Origin of the sequence: Maledivibacter halophilus (assembly GCF_900167445.1) — a bacterium.
Lineage (GTDB): Bacteria > Bacillota > Clostridia > Peptostreptococcales > Caminicellaceae > Maledivibacter > Maledivibacter halophilus.
In genome coordinates this window covers 860,844-878,127 of record NZ_FUZT01000001.1, presented here as the reverse complement: position 1 = coordinate 878,127, position 17,284 = coordinate 860,844, and the positions used below count along the sequence as shown (strand labels likewise).

Below are 17,284 nucleotides of genomic sequence, written 5' to 3'. Positions count from 1 at the left end.
ACCTTACATTTTAAATTTTCAAATATAAATTCTAGTAATTAATGAAATCAATTAATACAGTAAAGTAGTTATCATATTTCTTTCCGCCTTCTTCAAGCATATTTACTTGTACATCGGTCTCGGCATATTCTTTAAATTTAGCCTTTAGCACTTCTAGATCTACCTTACCCTCGGTTTCTCCCTCTATATATGCCTTAGCATATTCTGCACCGGCTTCAATATACATCATATTAACAGGTACTGGCCAAGTTGAGAATCTTCCTTCTCCACCCTTTTCCTTGATTATTCTTCTAGTCTCTTCTATTACATAATCAATATCTCCCTTTTTCTCATCAGGTATTTCTATACCCAATGCTGATGGGAAACCATGATAAGGAGAAGGACAGCAAGGCTGTGGATATATAGCTCCCCCTTGTAGTACAGCACTAATTAAAGGAACTTGCATTGAACAGTTGGTACTGAAAAATGCTGTATCCTTTCCATATTTTTCTATCATTCTTGGTACATCCTCAAGTATAAACTGTTGAGCTCCTGATACACCAGCATCACCTGTTGGATCTGGAGCAGAAGCATCAACAAATTCCAAATCTATTTCTGCACAATGCTCCTCCATAATATCCCTTCTTGCAGCAAGAAGTGGATAGGACATATGTCTTGGGAATGAATAGTGAATAAATACCTTTGCTCCCTGCTTTTTAGCTTGTTCTGGTACAGTTTTACCCATTGCAAGTTCGTCCATTTGCAATACTAAGTCTGCCTTAGCTGAAATATCATCTGGATTTTCTCCAGGTGTTCCAGCTATAAATAGAATATCATCCCTTATTTCCTTAGCTTTATCTATAGCAGCTGAGGTTCCAGGTACAGCCTGACAAATTACAATCGCCTTTACATCAGTATCTGCCGCCATACTTGTAACATTTGCTATGGTTGTTTCCTGCTCATCCATAAATTTAGGTGGATATGTCATAGTAATGATATGTTCTTCACCATATTCTTTTAACACATTTTGAGCTGCATTATATTCTTCTTCATTTTGCACAACGGTACCAGTCATTATACCTATTTTCCATTTCTCATCTTTTCCTGAATCAGAAGCTGTTTCTTCACTAGACTCTTCCTCTGGAGCTTCTTGTTCATTATTTTCTTCTGCTGGAGTCTGTTCTTCATTTGAAGCTGGCTGCTGGCCACATGCAGCTAAACCAACTACTAACATCAGCACTAATAAAATAGACAAAATTTTCTTAAACATAATTAAATCCCCCTCAAATTTTCATAAATATATTTCATTGCAACTTAAATCCTTTTAAAATTTAACCTCCTTTCCCTTCAAAATATATTGAAAAATAATAAATTGAGAAAACTACATAATTTAGGTTGGAGAAAATTTCAAAATATTAATACCATAACTTTTCTAATTATAGGTTTATATGTATTAATAAGCTTTTGCATAAAAAATTATGCTATTTCCTTAATACATAAATATGTAGACATGCCAAATAAAATTCCATAAATTAACCTTATAGTTTATTTTTATAATGATTTATATTTTTTTACACATATATTATTATTTACTTCCACAAGAAAATTTTACAATTGCTAATTAAAGTAATTCTACACTATTCTGAATTTTCCTTCTTTTTTTTAATTTTAATTTAAATATTTTTTAATATATATATTTTTTAAAATTTATATAATTTAACTTTTAATTTATTTTTTAAATTAACTTTGGGTACACTAATACTAAATAAAAAATAAAAGGCAGGTGATATTTAATTTGAAAAAAAAGTCCCTTTTATTTATATTGTTACCTTCAATAATTTTTGGTTTTTTTATGTTAACTAGCCCTGGTATTAACAATAAGCCCAAAGGTTATGTTGGCATCAGTAGTTCTGGAATCAGTATAATAATATTGATAACTATTATTTTATTGATATATTTTTTAAAGTATAATGGTTCTCCTCAATTTGCCCCAGTTAATCTCAAAACTGAAAAAACTGATAAAAAAAATGATAAAGCTAATGAACCCAAAATAGGCTTTAAAGATGTTGCTGGATTAGATGAGGCAAAGGAAGAGCTGGAAGAAATAATTGACTTTTTAAAAAATCCAGATAAATACAGAGCTATGGGGGCAAAAATTCCTAAGGGTATATTATTACATGGTCCTCCTGGAACTGGAAAAACACTACTAGCAAGAGCTATTGCCGGTGAAACCAATTCCAAATTTATTGCAGCAAGTGGATCAGAATTTGTAGAAAAATATGTAGGTGTAGGTGCTAAAAGAGTAAGAGCTTTATTTGAAAAAGCCAGAAAAGAAGCTCCTTCAGTAATTTTTATTGATGAGATAGATGCAATTGGAGCTAAAAGAACTTTAGAAAGTAATAACGAAAAGGATCAGACTTTAAATCAACTATTAATTGAATTGGATGGATTTAACAATGATCAAACTGTTATAGTCATAGGTGCTACCAACCGCATAGATATGCTTGATGAGGCTTTAAAAAGACCTGGAAGATTTGATAGAAATATATTTATTGGAAATCCAGATATTAAATCTCGAGAGGAGATTTTTAAAGTTCATATTAAAAATAAGCCTATCAATCCAAAAATAAATATTAGTGAGCTTGCAAAAAGAACCCATGGAATGTCTGGTGCCCATATTTCTAATATTGCTAATGAAGCTGCAATTTTAGCAGTAAGAAATAATAAAAAATCTATTGACTTTGACGATTTTAACAATGCCATCGAAAAGGTCATTGGTGGACTTGAAAGAAAAAATTACTCAATCATTGAAAAAGAAAAAAGAAGAGTATCTTTTCATGAAGCTGGCCATGCTTTAATGGGGAAAATATTGAGCTCAGATTTAATTTCAAAGATATCCATTATCCCTAGAAGCCAAGCCTTAGGATATGTTATGTATACACCAAATGAAGAAAGATTTTTAATAACTAAGGAAGAGCTGTTCAATAAAATAAAGGTGATGCTTGGTGGTAGAGCAGCTGAAGAAGTAATATTTGGAAACATTTCAACAGGAGCAAAGGATGATTTGAAAAAAGCAAATGAAATAGCTTTTCAGATGGTCTGCGAATATGGTATGAGTGATTTAGGAAATAGATTTTATGAACCTACCCTAATTAAAAACTGTTACGACATAATAGATAGGGAAATAAATAAAATAATCGATTTATGCTACAAAGACACTTTAGAAAAAGTAAAATTAAATAAAGAATTATTAAGCAAAGTAGCTAATGTTTTATATGAAAAGGAAACTCTAACTGGCGAAGATTTAAATACAATCATTGAGAAATACAATAGCACACAAAAAGTTTCTATTATATAAACTTAAAAAATAACTTCCTAATAGTATTTATCAGGAAGTTATTTTTTACTCCATTATTCTGATATTATTAATGTTCTATTTTTAATTTCCTCTACTACATTGTCAATAAAGCTATCTACATCTTGATTTCCCAATTCTCCTTTATCCCTTGAACGAACGGATATTGTATCATTTTCTAATTCTTTATCTCCTAGTATAAGCATATATGGAACTTTACCAAGCTGAGCCTCACGTATTTTATATCCTATTTTTTCATTTCTACTATCTACTTCCACTTTAATATTCTTATTCTGGATCTTTTCAGCAACCTTTTTAGCATATTCTACATGTTTATCAGTTATTGGAAGAACTCTCACTTGTTCTGGTGCAAGCCATGTAGGGAATTTACCTGCAAAATGTTCAATTAATATCCCAATAAATCTTTCTATGCTACCAAATGCAACTCTGTGGATTACAATAGGCCTATGCTTCTCACCATCTTTACCTATATATGTTAAATCAAATCTTTGGGGTAGTTGAAAGTCAAGCTGGATTGTACCACATTGCCATGTTCTACCTATACAATCTTCTAAATGAAAGTCAATTTTAGGTCCATAAAATGCCCCATCCCCTTCATTTAGTTTATATGAAAGATTTTCCTCTTCTAAGGCTTCCCTCAATGCATCTTCAGCCATATTCCAATCTTCATCATTACCCATTGAGTTTTCAGGTCTAGTAGATAGCTCAACATGATATTTAAATCCAAACTTTGTATAAACTTCATCTATTAATTTTGCAACACCCTTTATTTCATCTTTTATCTGTTCCGGTAGCATGAATATATGGGCATCATCTTGAGTAAAAGCTCTAACCCTCATAAGACCATGTAGTGCTCCAGACAATTCATGTCTATGAACTCTTCCTACTTCCCCAACTCTCATAGGGAAATCTCTATAGGAACGCATCTCTGTCTTATAAACCAGCATTCCACCAGGACAATTCATTGGCTTAATAGCATAATCTTCCTCATCTATTTTTAAAGTATACATATTTTCCTTATAGTGATACCAGTGTCCTGAAGTTTCCCAAAGCTTTCTGTTCAATATAATTGGAGTTTCAACCTCTACATATCCCCATCTCTTGTGTACCTCTCTCCAATAATCCATTAAAGTATTTTTAAGTTCCATTCCCTTTGGTAGGAAAAATGGGAAGCCTGGTCCTTCTTCTAGTATAGTAAACAGCTTTAATTCCTTGCCTAGTTTTCTATGGTCCCTCTTCTTAGCTTCTTCCAACCTATTAATGTATTCCTCTAATAATTTTTTCTTTGGAAAGGAAGTTCCATAAATCCTTTGAAGCATTTTATTCTTTTCATCGCCTCTCCAATAAGCCCCTGCAATACTTAAAAGCTTCAGAGCCTTTACAATTTTTGTAGTAGGAAGATGAGGCCCAGCACAAAGATCAACAAAATCTCCCTGCTTATAAAATGATATAACAGCATCTTCAGGTAAATCTTTAATTAATTCTACTTTATAAGGCTCTCCTTTTTCTTCCATATATTTTATTGCTTCTTCCCTTGGAAGTTCAAATCTTTCAGGATTAAGACCTTCCTTGGCTATCTTACTCATTTCTTTTTCAATCTTTTCTAAATCTTCCGGTGTGAACTTATGGTCAGAATCAAAATCATAATAATAACCATTTTCAATTGCAGGACCTATAGCTAATTTTGTCCCTGGAAATAGTTTTTGAACAGCTTGGGCTAGTATATGAGAACTTGTATGTCTAAATACATCTTTTCCTTCTTCATCATCAAATTTAAAAATATTAATCTTACAATTTTTATCCAATTTGTAATTTAAATCTACAACCTTTCCATTTAACTCACCAGCAACAGCTTCTTTCCCAAGTCTTCCACTAATACTCTTAGCTAATTCTAATATAGTAGTTCCCTTAGGAACCTCTTTTACAGAACCATCCTTCAAAGTAACTTTCACTTGTTCCATGTATAAAACCTCCTTATGGTCTTTTGTATTCCTATTTCTAAAATATAAAAACCTCCCATCCCTACATTACGTAGGGACGAGAGGTTACACCCGCGGTTCCACCCTAATTAAAATATTCACTCTCTTAGCATTAACGTTGCCACCCGGTAATACTTTCACTTATAGCTACTAAATCACTGCTCAAGGTTAGTTTTCCTATAGCCATATCAGAAATGCTTACAGCCATTGACATTTCCTCTCTTAAGATTGAATCTATAGTACTCTTTCCCATCATAGCATTATCATTATTGGTTTAAATATAATTATATTAATAAAAATTTATTTGTCAATAGTAAAATTTGTATAGTTACTTTAATTTTAAAAAGTCTTTTAGGTAAGTTTGTGTATTAAACAAACAATTTATGCATTAAAATTGTAAAATTATTATTCCTTGTAAAAATCCTATTATAAAACCTATTAATCCACCTAAAAGTTCAATATGCTTTAATTCTTTCCTGGCAATATTTAATATTATTTCTTCAAGCTTCACAAGTTCAAATCTATTAATTTTTTCTTCAATAATTTCAGAAATTTTAACTTTACTAGTGGCCTTAAGCACAAGTTTTTCAGTTAAATCATTAATTGCATTCTCACCCTCACTATCAATAATTTCATCTACATATACAAGTATCATTCCCTTAATTGCCCCAGGAATTAAAGAAGGCATTTTTTCTTCAGCAATTGTCCTAACTTTTTTCTTGATTTGTGCAATTATTTCACTTTTATTTTCTTCTTCTATTAATTTATCAATTATTTCTTCAATCGAAATAAGCTCTGTTTCTACTGTGTGTCCAATACTACGGGCTATTTCTCCTTTTCTCTTAGGAATCAAACCTTGAACAGAAAAATTGAGTATAGGAATTTTAATTGGATTTAAAGGTCTAAAAATCAACTTAATTGCAAAAACATTTGTCATCCACCCTATTCCAGCACCTATTAAAGATAGTAATAATACCTGTATCCAAAACATTTCTTCACCTCTTACTATATCTTATAAGAAAACTGCACAACTATCTTTTTATATGCAATTGTCCCAAATTCTAATTATACAATTACCTTGTCTTATTACAAACAAGATAAAGTATACCATATAAAATCTCCTCTTTCAATAGTACAAAATCCTCTATACAACTCTTTTCTGATTCTAAGATTACTATATAAGTAAAAAAAGTAGACAGAAATCTACTCTATCTACTCTCCTCTTATATTCTTTGGTATTTTACAAATTTTGCAATCATCACATATATATACCTTACCATCAAATATATTTTTTATTGTTTCAATAATTTCAGTATTTTTAACATTTTTAACAAAATGAAATACTATTTTTCTGGGAGCTATAGTTATAAGTGAACTTATAAGAAGGTCATCATTGTTTAAATTATTATCTATTAGATCATCTATTAGTCCTCTTATATATTCATCGTCTATTATTCTGTTTTCTCCATCAAGAAAATGATATCCTCCATTTGCATCTACAATAATATTAATTAAATCCATCTTAGGCTCTTGTATGTTAACAAAGTACTTTAAAAGTTTGATAAACTCATTATATTCTCTCTTCATCATATATTCTTCTATTACCCTGTCGATTATTTCATATAAATCCTCTAAATACTTTCCTAATCTGAAATTAACAAATCCTTCTATGTTTAAATTGCTGTTTTTTGATAAAAATTCTACTAGCTTATAAAGTATTTTAGCTTTTCTGTTAACCTTATATGGTACATCAATATTCTTATCATAAATCTCATTGTCTAAACTAGTATTAAATTGATCCATAATGAATTTTTTTTCATCAGGCTTCAAAAAATAGTAATTAGTATGAATAATTTTTTCTATTATTTTGGGTTCTAGAATATCTATTATATAGCTTGATATTCCTACAGAAGCATAGTGTTTAAACATATTAACAAAATCATTATATGAGATATCCATTTTTCCTATAATGTCTTCATTTATATAAAAATAAATTGTGTTCGAATTACCAACTCTTGATATTTCATTTTTTATAATAATATCTTCATCATTATAGTTTTTAAGTATCATATCAATTAAATTATTAGCATTTTCACTATCTTTTTCATAAAAAGTAACTGAAAGTAAATCAATCACCATAAATCCCTCCTTTCAGTAGTAGTATATGGGTTTGAAAAAAGCATATACACATATAACTATGTTATATTTTGTTTTAAATGCTATTTATATAGAATTGACATAATAAAACCTGATTTATACATATTAAAATATCCATGATCTTTAGAGATTTTTCATATGTAAACCTTGAAATTTTCACTTGAATATCTATAAATACATGTATTTAAATTATTATCCTTTTCATTATATGCAGTATTGTCAATATATGTACTTTTTAATACATTACAATCCTCAACTGTATAAATTTTCAAAATTCATTGAAGTACAAGGATATAGATTTGTATCGTCCTAAAAGTCCCTTTAATAAGCAGTCTCAATAATATTTATACTTTTAGCTCGTATTTTATTCTCAATTCATTTCTGAAAAACATTGTCACTATAAATAATTTTCACTTTTTCCTTAAAGATACTTCTGGAATCTTTAATTTGTTTCATCCTAAAACTTATTTATATATAAAGAAAAACAAAAAAACATCCTAATTGGATGTTTTTACTTTTTTGGAGGCGGCACCCAGATTTGAACTGGGGAATAAAGGTTTTGCAGACCTCTGCCTTACCACTTGGCTATGCCGCCATACTAACATCTATTTCATTGGAGCGGTAGATGGGATTTGAACCCACGACCCTCGCCTTGGGAAGGCGATGCTCTACCACTGAGCCACTACCGCCTGTTTGGTGCCCAGAGGCGGAATCGAACCACCGACACGGGGATTTTCAGTCCCCTGCTCTACCGACTGAGCTATCTGGGCAAACTAGATGCAAGACATCAGATGGGGAATGCTAGAGACCCTAAAAGCATTCTCTTCGGTCTTTTTCTAACTTCTCGATTCTCGCCTCTTACCTCTATTTAATGGTGGGCGCAACAGGACTTGAACCTGTGACCCCCTGCTTGTAAGGCAGGTGCTCTCCCAGCTGAGCTATGCGCCCATTTACTTAATATGCCAAATATTATGATACAATAAAATTCACTTATTGTCAATAAAAATTTCATCTTATAGCTTTTTATATCTCTATCATTTATGATCTATAGCCCTATTCAATAGTTCTATAAGCTGATTTTTATCAAATAAATACTTTTCATTACAAAAATGACATTGAATTTCAGCTTTGCCATCTTCCTCAATAATACTTCTTAGATCCTTTTCACCTATGCTAATCAATGCTTTTTCAATTTTTCCCCTTGAACAGTCACACTGAAAATCTATTTCTCCCTTTTCAATTATTTCTACTTCAAAATTCTTTAGCACTTCCTCCAGTATGTTTTCTCCAGTCATTCCTTTGGCCACCATTGATGAAATAGGCTTTATATCTTTAATGGATTTTTCAAGCTTATCTAAAACTTCTTCATCTACATCAGGTAATGGCTGAATAATAATTCCCCCTGATGCTTTTACTGAACTATCCGAATTCAATAAAACTCCCAATGACACCACAGAAGGCTGTTGCTCAGAGTACATATAGTATGCTGCTATATCTTCTGCTATCTCACCAGTTATTAAATTCGATTGACCTACGTAAGGCTCTTTAAGCCCCATATCCTTCACTACTATTAGTTTTCCATTTTTCCCTATGGCTCCACCAACATCCAACTTTCCTTTATCATTTAAAGAAACATCTATATATGGATTAGAAATATAACTCTTAACATACCCCTTTGAATTTGCAACCGCTACAATAGATTTTATTTTATTGACCCCTCTAATTTGCAAAGTTAAAGTATCATTATTTCCTTTAAGCATATATCCCATAATAGATGCAGCAGTCATCGTTCTACCTAAAGCAGCAGTTGCAACTGGTGTAGTTTGATGTGTTTTTCTAGCTTTTTCAACCATATCAGTTGTTATTGCAGCAAATGCCCTTATATTCTTATTTGCAGCTAAAGCTCTTACTATATAATTCTTCAACTTAATCCCTCCAACCACTTTTACTTCCCTGTCTATAACTATAAGATCACTAATATTTAGGCCTTTTTATTATAGATATTCCTGCAAAACAGTTAATTTATGCATATCAAAACATCCAATATTTCTAGTAATATTTTGATATGCATAAATTAAGTTTTACTATGGAAAATCTATATAGTAAAACAATTTTATTTAAAGCCCCATCAATAAAGCCCTGAAGTAATTCAGGGCTGATAAGCTTATTAATTCATTTTATATATAAATTAAAGCTTAGTAACTTGAGTTGCTTGAGGTCCTTTTTCCCCTTCAACAACTTCAAATTCAACTTCTTGGTCTTCTTCTAATGTTTTAAATCCGTCTTGCTCGATTGCAGAATAGTGTACGAATACATCATTTCCGTCTTCTCCTGTGATGAATCCATAACCTTTTTCACTATTAAACCATTTTACTTTACCTTTCATTAAACAATCAATCCTCCTAAAACTTTTAAAAATTAAGCTAGCTTACGTTAATTTTAACACAGCCCTCTTGTAGTGTCAAACAAATAAATGATTTTAAGTCTTTTTATTATAATGTTCAAATCATTTAAATATTATACATTTTGAACAAATAATTTACTTTTCACACACAAAATTTAATCTATTATCTTCATAATTTATATCTTCAAATGTAAATGATTTGTAATAAGATATATTTTTAAATCCTGATTTCTTTAAAGCATTAAGTATTTCTTCAGTTTTATAGGCTCTTTGATAATGACATTCTTGATATCTTTCAAATAATTTATTTTTCCTTTTAAAAATTGTCAAATTCAATTCACAAATACTCTCTTCCTCATCAAAATAATTCTCCCATATATAAGATACATTTTCAAAATTTTCAGCATATATATTACTCCCTAAAATTTGAGAAAGCTTATAATATGAGCTTATATCAAAAATAAAGAGTCCACCCTCTTTAAGTAAAGAATATACTTTTTTTAGTACTGTCATTAATTCTTGTTTTTCTAATATATAATTAATTCCATCACACAGGCACAATATACTATCAACATTTTTATTATAATCCAACTCCCTCATATCCTGATTTAAATACTTAACATCAGCTCCTAAATCATATGCCTTATTTTTAGCAAAGGTTAACATCTCAGTAGACTTGTCTATTCCAACTACATCATATCCTCTTTTGGCTAATTTATTTGTTATATTTCCTGTTCCGCAAGCTATCTCTAGAATTGTGTGGGGATTAAAATTTTTCTTTCTAAAAATTTTTTCTATATAGTTAACCCATCCATTATAATCTACATCCCTCATTAAAAAATCATATACCTCAGCAAATCCACTATAAGCTTCCATTTTTATCCCTTCCTACTTTTATCTTTAAGTTCTCCCTATAAATTATACACAAAACAGAAAAAAAACTAAAGAAATAAATAAAAAGAGATAGCTTATACTATCCCTCTTGAACATTTTCTTTGTCTTGCTGTTGCATTTTTTTTATCTTTCTTTTCTTCACGGTTATTAACCCACCTATTCTTCCAGTTTCTTTAGCTGTAAGTGCTCCCCAACCATTACTTAGAACCTTATCTAAAAGCCCTAATTCAGAAGCAATTTCATACTTCCACTTATCTTCTATAGTTTCAACTTTAAATTTTTTGTTTTTATCTCTATTCTTTTTTGACAAATTTATCACTCCCCTCACATGTATTATTGAGTAAGGGGTTAAATTTTATACATAAAAATAAAATTTTTAAACATTTTGTAATAATTGTATTTTTATATTGAAATTTTCATGGGTAAATGCTATCCTTTTTAATGGTTGTTATGTTGTTTCCCCACTCCCCCTTTCATATATATTTAATAATATATATGAAACCCCTTTAAAGCCCTAGGTTTTAAAGGGGTTAATTTATATGGAAAATTGTAAAATAGAAATTATAACATAAATTGCAATAACAACAGCAATTGGAATAAATTCTACAAATCTATATTTTCCTTTTTTTATTGGATTCCCATCAATATTGTTTTTTTCTATTACAGTTTCATCTTCCATCCCTTTATTTCTATAGGAACTCTTTATCATATCATCTTTTATTATCCTAATTAGCCAATAGGCAATCATACCAGTTATAACAGCTAAAACCCCCATAATTATGACACCAATAAACAATTGTAAAGTATTAGGCATTATATTCTGGGGAACCATATCCCCATATTTGCTAATTTTTTTCTGCAAAACATTAAGTAGATAAGTTAAAGTTACAGCAAAACCATTATTGACAATATGACCAACAATACCAGCATAAATAGAATCAGTTATATAAACTAAATATCCAAAAACTAAGCCTAAAACTATAGGGGCTAATAAATTTTGTAAGTTAAAATGAAATACTCCAAATAAAATGGCAGTTATTACAATTCCAGCAACTTTATATTTTTCTCCATATACTCTCAATAGAAGCCCTCTAAAAAATACCTCTTCACATATTCCTGCTGAAATTGCAATTATAAAGAATAGATTAATATATTCCAATAAATTGCTTGCTTTAGGAATAGGTAAGGGTCTTATTTCTAATCCAAAATAACTTAAAGCAGTAAGCATACTCATATTAAAAAACACTGCAACGGGATAAATTAGTAATGTAATAATTACAATGATTAAAATATGTTTTAGTTTTAACTTGTTTAATCTTAAAAAAGTTTTAATATTAATATTTTTCAATTTAATTAAAATAATAACTGGCATCAACACTAAAATGTACTCCGTTACTATTAGTCCCATCTTAATATTAATTGATTGAACATATGCTCCTATAGTGACTAATAAAAGAGCTGTGGCTAAATACATTATATTTGTTTCTAAAATAGAAATATTACCTTTTTTCATCCTACTCACCTCTTTAATTAGTTCATTAAAGAGAATTACATAATTGCCTTATTTAAAACTACTTAATTAAAATTATGCAATTTCCCTAGTTTATTATTATTTTATTGTGAATAAGTATATTCACATAGGCCTGAATTCCAGTTAACAATACTTCCTCGTTAAAATCAAACTTGGAATTATGAAGTGAATAAACGAAATCTTTTTCTTCATTTCTTACTCCTAAAAAGAAAAATAATCCAGGAATTTCTCTTTGATAGTACGAAAAATCCTCAGCAAGCATTTGTGGCTTAATAACCTCAATATTATCTTTTCCTATAGCTTCTATAACTCCTTCTGTTAACTTCCTATCATTGTTTACATAAGGATACATATCCCTAAAGACAATATCTATTTCACAGTCATGTGACATGGCTAAACTTTTGGCCATAATAGTCATTTTTCTTTTCATTTTTTTATATACAGATTCATTGAAAGCCCTCATTGTTCCTTCCATAACCCCTTCACCTGCAATTACATTTCTTCTTTCTCCACATTCCATCCTTCCTATGGTTATTACAGCAGGTTCAATAGGGTCTAAACTTCTACTAACAATTTGCTGAAGGGATCCTACTAATTGTGAGGCTATAACTACTGAGTCCTTAGCCAAATGAGGCATAGCGCCATGACCGCTCTTACCCTTTACAAAAATATCAAATTCCCCTGTCTGAGCCATCATAGGTCCTGCTTTTAACCCTATTTTACCTTCTTCAATATCAGGGTATAAATGAAGACCATAAATACTATCAACATTATATCTCTTTAAAATCTCTTCCTTTATGATAACTTCAGCCCCCCCAGGACCCTCCTCGGCTGGCTGAAAAATTAATAGTATATTATCTCTAATATTTGCCTTATTAATAGATAAATATTTAGCTAATCCTAATAATATAGCTGTATGACCATCATGACCACAAGCGTGCATTTTGCCTTGATGTAAAGAAGCATATGGTACATCAGTTTTCTCTAGTATTGGAAGAGCATCAATATCCGCCCTAAAGGCGATGGTTTTATTACCTTCTTTACCTTTAAAATAAGCTACTATCCCAGTTCCAGCAGCTTTACCACAAATATCTACATCTAATCCTTTAAGAAAATTATTAATATATTTATTTGTCTTAAACTCTTCAAAGCCCAATTCTGGAATCTTATGCAAATCTCTTCTTATTTTGATAATTTCATCTCTTAGGCTTTTTAAATCCTTATTGATTTTAATCATAATTTCACCTCAAAAATATTTAATTTATATATGGACTAAGTATAAAATCGAGATATACATTAAAAATAAGTAAATTAACCTTTACAATCAAAACCCATATGTAATCCATGTCAATTTTAGATTAATAATTTAATTTTATACTTTTTTTATATTTTTAACAACTTAAAAAAGCAACAATTTTTTAATTGAAAAGTTCTAATTCATCTCACAAATAAATGTATTAATATACTTTTTATTTTATATTTATTGAAGATTTTATTATAATTAAATTCACTTATACAAGAAAATTGTATAGTTACCTCTTGTTTTAAAGCCTTTAGAGTACTAACATCTATATTATACAATTGTCCCAAGTTCTAATCATGTAATTATCTCATCTATTTTAAAAAAACAAATATATATTCTTCAATTCTTTTATGTTGACATACCATGTTACAAGTGATACCATATATATAATTTAACTACAATATAAGGAAGAAAGCCTGTTTTCTTTTTGCTGTTTTTTTAATAAAAACTTCAGTATTTCATTAGTGTTCTTTATAATCATTACATGTAACAAACCTTATTCTTTGGGCATATAATATATTTAAACAACATCTAAAATTAACGGTACGTATATAATATTTGTATAAACGTATATAAAAATAAGTAATTATTATATTCAAATGAAGAATAGGAGGTTTTGTTTTGAAAAAAGTAAACATAGCTATTGTAGGAGCTACTGGAATGGTTGGTAGAACTTTTTTAAAGGTATTAGAAGAAAGAGATTTTCCATTTAAAAATCTTTATGCCTTTGCATCATCAAAATCAGCAGGTCAAAAAGTCAAATGCAAAGGTATTGAATATACAGTTGAAGAATTGAAAGAAGACTCTTTCGATAGAGATATAGATATTGCTCTTTTTTCAGCTGGAGGTGCTATTAGTAAAAAATTTGCTCCTATTGCCGCTTCCAAAGGAGTAGTAGTTGTAGACAACAGTAGTGCTTGGAGAATGGAAAAGGATATACCTTTAGTTGTACCAGAAGTTAATCCTGAGGATATTAAGCTCCATAAAGGTATTATAGCTAATCCCAACTGCTCAACTATTCAAGCTGTAGTTGCTATAAAACCTTTACATGACAAATATAAAATTAAAAGAATTGTATATTCCACCTACCAAGCCGTTTCAGGTTCCGGTGTAAAAGGAGTATCAGATTTAGAAGAAGGCTTAAAGGGTAATAATATGATGAAAGCCTACCCACATCCGATAGCTAATAACTGTCTTCCTCATATCGATGTATTCTTAGAAAATGGATATACAAAAGAAGAAATGAAAATGATAGACGAAACGAAAAAGATATTAGGTGATTATGATTTAAAAATTACTGCCACTACTGTAAGAGTTCCATTATTTGATTGTCATAGTGAATCAATAAATATTGAATTAGAAAAAGACTTTAAAATTGAAGATGTAAAAGAATTATTTGCTAACAGTCCTGGAATCATTCTACAAGATGATCCTGAAAATAACATATATCCACTAGCTACAAATGCAAAGAATACTGATTCAGTTTATGTCGGTAGAATAAGAAAAGATTTCAGCATTGAAAATGGTTTAAATATTTGGGTTGTTGCAGATAATATTAGAAAAGGTGCTGCAACAAACACTGTACAAATTGCCGAAGAATTAATTAAAAATTTTTAACATCTTAAAAAAATCATAATAATTTGTTGTGATATAGAGGCCGCAGTTTGTAATGAATACTTCAGATTAAACTATTGGGAAATTAAGTTCTGTAGGAAAGGTACAACTGCCGAAACACATATCTAACCCATAACATATGTGTTGGGGCTATACTGAACAAGTATAGTACTGTCATCATTAGAATGCCCAGTCTTTTGATGGTGTGCTATTTCACACAGGGCAAAAAGGAACTAAGCTGACTTCCAAACAGTCAATTGCACTTTTTGCTCTTGACTGTTTATTTTTTTGATAATAATTTGAAAATGATCAATAAAATGAAAGGATGATTTTAATGAAGCTTTTTAGAGGATCAGGTGTTGCATTAGTTACACCCTTTAAAAATAACAAAGTTAATTATGATAAACTCGAAGAAATAATAGAATGGCATATTAAACAAAAAACCGATGCTATAGTTATTTGCGGAACAACTGGTGAATCGACAACTTTAAATGACAAAGAGCAAAAAGAAGTAATTAAATTTACAGTGGAAAAAGTAAATAAAAGGATTCCAGTCATAGCAGGTACAGGCAGTAATTGTACTGAACATGCAATAGATCTTAGTAAATATGCAGATAAAGTTGGCGCTGATGGTCTCTTAGTTATAACTCCCTATTACAATAAATCCACTCAAAAAGGTCTTATTGCCCATTTTACAGCCATAGCCAATGAAGTTACAAAACCAATTATTATTTATAATGTGCCCGGTAGAACAGGTGTAAATATTCTTCCATCTACTTTAGCCGAGCTTGCTAAACTACCAAATATATGTGGAGTTAAAGAAGCAAGCGGTAACATATCTCAAGTTGCTGAAATTGCCAGATTAGTACCTGATGATTTTTATATTTATTCAGGAAATGATGATATGATAGTCCCTCTAATGTCTCTTAGGGGAGACGGAGTAATTTCCGTAGTAGCTAATATTGCACCTAAAGACACCCATGACTTGGTTCAAAAATTTATTGATGGTGATTTAAAGGGCTCATGTGATCTTCAGCTACGAATGAAACCTCTAATCGATTCACTTTTCATTGAAGTAAATCCTATTCCAGTTAAAACAGCCATGAATTTAATGGGCTTTGATATGGGAGAGCTTAGACTCCCATTAGTAGAAATGTCAAATGACAACTTAGAAATTTTGAAAACTCGAATGAAAGAATATGGATTGCTTTAAAGCAACCTCGTCTTAATAATATTGTTGCATTATAATTATAATAGGAGGGTTAATATTGATAAAGGTATTACTTTGTGGCTGTAATGGCAGTATGGGAAAAGTAGTTACGGATCTTGTTAATGAAGAAAGTCAGATGAATATTGTAGCTGGTATTGATAAAAATAAGAATAACCAATATAATTATCCGATATTTAGCAGCTTTGATGAATGCAATATTGAGTCAGATGTTATAATTGACTTTTCCCATCATTCTATGACCTCTGATTTAATAGATTATTGTGTCAAATCAAAAACCCCTGCAGTTATATGTACAACGGGATTAGAGGATACAGTTATAGAAAAAATTAATAGTGCATCAAAAGAAGTTTCTCTATTTAGGTCAGGAAATATGTCTTTAGGTGTTAACCTCATAATGGATCTTGCAAAAAAAGCAGCTAAAATATTAAAGGATAATTTTGATATCGAAATTATTGAAAAACACCATAATAAAAAGGTAGATGCCCCCAGCGGTACTGCATATATGATTGCAGATTCTATTAATGAAGAATTATCTAACAGCAAGGATTTTACCTTTGGAAGACATGGAAGATCATCCAAAAGACAAAAATCTGAAATTGGTATACATGCAGTGCGAGGCGGCACTATTGTAGGAGAACATTCAGTTATTTATGCTGGCCCTGATGAAATAATTGAAATAAAACATTCAGCAATGTCAAAAAAAGTTTTTGCATCCGGTGCAATAAGCGCTGCCAAGTTTTTAATAACAAAAGAAAAAGGTTTATATAATATGGATGATATATTAAAATAATAATATATTAAATACAATTTTTGCAG

General features: G+C 30.2%; 14 protein-coding genes, 4 tRNA genes, 1 riboswitch and 1 other annotated feature. Of the genes, 4 read left to right on the top strand and 14 right to left on the bottom strand.

Annotation, left to right across the window (positions count from 1 at the left end):
• Positions 1-31: 31 nt before the first annotated feature.
• Positions 32-1,249, bottom strand: coding sequence for a DUF3798 domain-containing protein (locus B5X81_RS03965; protein WP_079489512.1), 1,218 nt, complete (start codon positions 1,247-1,249; stop codon positions 32-34).
• A gap of 525 nt (positions 1,250-1,774) precedes the next feature.
• Here B5X81_RS03965 and ftsH point away from each other — a divergent pair.
• Positions 1,775-3,337 (top strand): ATP-dependent zinc metalloprotease FtsH, encoded by a 1,563-nt coding sequence (gene ftsH / locus B5X81_RS03960; protein ID WP_244281988.1) that lies wholly within the window; start codon positions 1,775-1,777, stop codon positions 3,335-3,337.
• 53 nt (positions 3,338-3,390) lie between these two features.
• On the opposite strand, the gene thrS is transcribed toward ftsH, so the two are convergent.
• The 13 genes from thrS to B5X81_RS03895 form a co-directional block, all read right to left on the bottom strand.
• Complete coding sequence (gene thrS / locus B5X81_RS03955; protein ID WP_139380236.1) at positions 3,391-5,316, bottom strand: threonine--tRNA ligase; 1,926 nt, start codon at positions 5,314-5,316, stop codon at positions 3,391-3,393.
• Between the two features lie 69 nt (positions 5,317-5,385).
• Positions 5,386-5,599 (bottom strand) — a binding site (T-box leader).
• A gap of 123 nt (positions 5,600-5,722) precedes the next feature.
• Positions 5,723-6,325, bottom strand: coding sequence for a DUF445 domain-containing protein (locus B5X81_RS03950; protein ID WP_079489510.1), 603 nt, complete (start codon positions 6,323-6,325; stop codon positions 5,723-5,725).
• Between the two features lie 221 nt (positions 6,326-6,546).
• The gene (gene ytxC, locus B5X81_RS03945; RefSeq protein WP_079489509.1) at positions 6,547-7,473 is read right to left on the bottom strand and encodes a putative sporulation protein YtxC; all 927 of its coding nucleotides are present in this window, start codon (positions 7,471-7,473) and stop codon (positions 6,547-6,549) included.
• A gap of 538 nt (positions 7,474-8,011) precedes the next feature.
• A tRNA-Cys gene (locus B5X81_RS03940) sits at positions 8,012-8,086 on the bottom strand.
• Between the two features lie 19 nt (positions 8,087-8,105).
• Positions 8,106-8,180, bottom strand: a tRNA-Gly gene (locus tag B5X81_RS03935).
• 5 nt (positions 8,181-8,185) lie between these two features.
• A tRNA-Phe gene (locus B5X81_RS03930) sits at positions 8,186-8,261 on the bottom strand.
• A gap of 102 nt (positions 8,262-8,363) precedes the next feature.
• Positions 8,364-8,439, bottom strand: a tRNA-Val gene (locus B5X81_RS03925).
• Positions 8,440-8,525: 86 nt separating this feature from the next.
• Positions 8,526-9,416, bottom strand: coding sequence for an Hsp33 family molecular chaperone HslO (hslO, locus tag B5X81_RS03920; RefSeq protein ID WP_079489507.1), 891 nt, complete (start codon positions 9,414-9,416; stop codon positions 8,526-8,528).
• Between the two features lie 263 nt (positions 9,417-9,679).
• Positions 9,680-9,877 (bottom strand): cold shock domain-containing protein, encoded by a 198-nt coding sequence (locus B5X81_RS03915; protein WP_079489506.1) that lies wholly within the window; start codon positions 9,875-9,877, stop codon positions 9,680-9,682.
• Between the two features lie 153 nt (positions 9,878-10,030).
• Positions 10,031-10,771: a class I SAM-dependent DNA methyltransferase gene (locus B5X81_RS03910; RefSeq protein ID WP_079489504.1), complete on the bottom strand. Its 741-nt coding sequence runs from the start codon at positions 10,769-10,771 to the stop codon at positions 10,031-10,033.
• 97 nt (positions 10,772-10,868) lie between these two features.
• Positions 10,869-11,099 carry a small, acid-soluble spore protein, alpha/beta type gene (locus B5X81_RS03905; protein WP_079489503.1) on the bottom strand — a complete coding sequence of 77 codons (231 nt, stop codon included), beginning with the start codon at positions 11,097-11,099 and terminating at the stop codon, positions 10,869-10,871.
• Between the two features lie 225 nt (positions 11,100-11,324).
• On the bottom strand, positions 11,325-12,302 hold the full coding sequence (locus B5X81_RS03900) for a type II CAAX endopeptidase family protein (protein WP_079489501.1): 978 nt from the start codon (positions 12,300-12,302) through the stop codon (positions 11,325-11,327).
• Positions 12,303-12,387: 85 nt separating this feature from the next.
• Positions 12,388-13,557, bottom strand: coding sequence for a M20 metallopeptidase family protein (locus B5X81_RS03895; protein ID WP_079489500.1), 1,170 nt, complete (start codon positions 13,555-13,557; stop codon positions 12,388-12,390).
• 687 nt (positions 13,558-14,244) lie between these two features.
• On the opposite strand from B5X81_RS03895, the gene B5X81_RS03890 reads away from it, so the two are divergent.
• From B5X81_RS03890 to dapB, 3 genes are all read left to right on the top strand, one after another.
• Positions 14,245-15,240, top strand: a complete 996-nt coding sequence (locus B5X81_RS03890) for an aspartate-semialdehyde dehydrogenase (RefSeq protein ID WP_079489498.1) — start codon at positions 14,245-14,247, stop codon at positions 15,238-15,240.
• A 26-nt stretch (positions 15,241-15,266) separates the two neighbouring features.
• Positions 15,267-15,456: riboswitch (Lysine riboswitch) on the top strand.
• Positions 15,457-15,571: 115 nt separating this feature from the next.
• Entirely contained in the window at positions 15,572-16,450 is an 879-nt protein-coding gene (gene dapA / locus B5X81_RS03885) for a 4-hydroxy-tetrahydrodipicolinate synthase (protein ID WP_079489496.1), read from the top strand.
• A 55-nt stretch (positions 16,451-16,505) separates the two neighbouring features.
• Positions 16,506-17,258, top strand: a complete 753-nt coding sequence (gene dapB, locus B5X81_RS03880) for a 4-hydroxy-tetrahydrodipicolinate reductase (protein WP_079489495.1) — start codon at positions 16,506-16,508, stop codon at positions 17,256-17,258.
• Positions 17,259-17,284: the final 26 nt, after the last annotated feature.

Coding starts and splice junctions, on each gene's coding strand:
- B5X81_RS03965 (WP_079489512.1), bottom strand. CDS start 1,249: ATGTTTAAGAAAATTTTGTCTATTTTATTAGTGCTGATGTTAGTAGTT.
- thrS (WP_139380236.1), bottom strand. CDS start 5,316: ATGGAACAAGTGAAAGTTACTTTGAAGGATGGTTCTGTAAAAGAGGTT.
- B5X81_RS03950 (WP_079489510.1), bottom strand. CDS start 6,325: ATGTTTTGGATACAGGTATTATTACTATCTTTAATAGGTGCTGGAATA.
- ytxC (WP_079489509.1), bottom strand. CDS start 7,473: ATGGTGATTGATTTACTTTCAGTTACTTTTTATGAAAAAGATAGTGAA.
- B5X81_RS03915 (WP_079489506.1), bottom strand. CDS start 9,877: ATGAAAGGTAAAGTAAAATGGTTTAATAGTGAAAAAGGTTATGGATTC.
- B5X81_RS03910 (WP_079489504.1), bottom strand. CDS start 10,771: ATGGAAGCTTATAGTGGATTTGCTGAGGTATATGATTTTTTAATGAGG.
- B5X81_RS03900 (WP_079489501.1), bottom strand. CDS start 12,302: ATGAAAAAAGGTAATATTTCTATTTTAGAAACAAATATAATGTATTTA.
- B5X81_RS03895 (WP_079489500.1), bottom strand. CDS start 13,557: ATGATTAAAATCAATAAGGATTTAAAAAGCCTAAGAGATGAAATTATC.
- dapA (WP_079489496.1), top strand. CDS start 15,572: ATGAAGCTTTTTAGAGGATCAGGTGTTGCATTAGTTACACCCTTTAAA.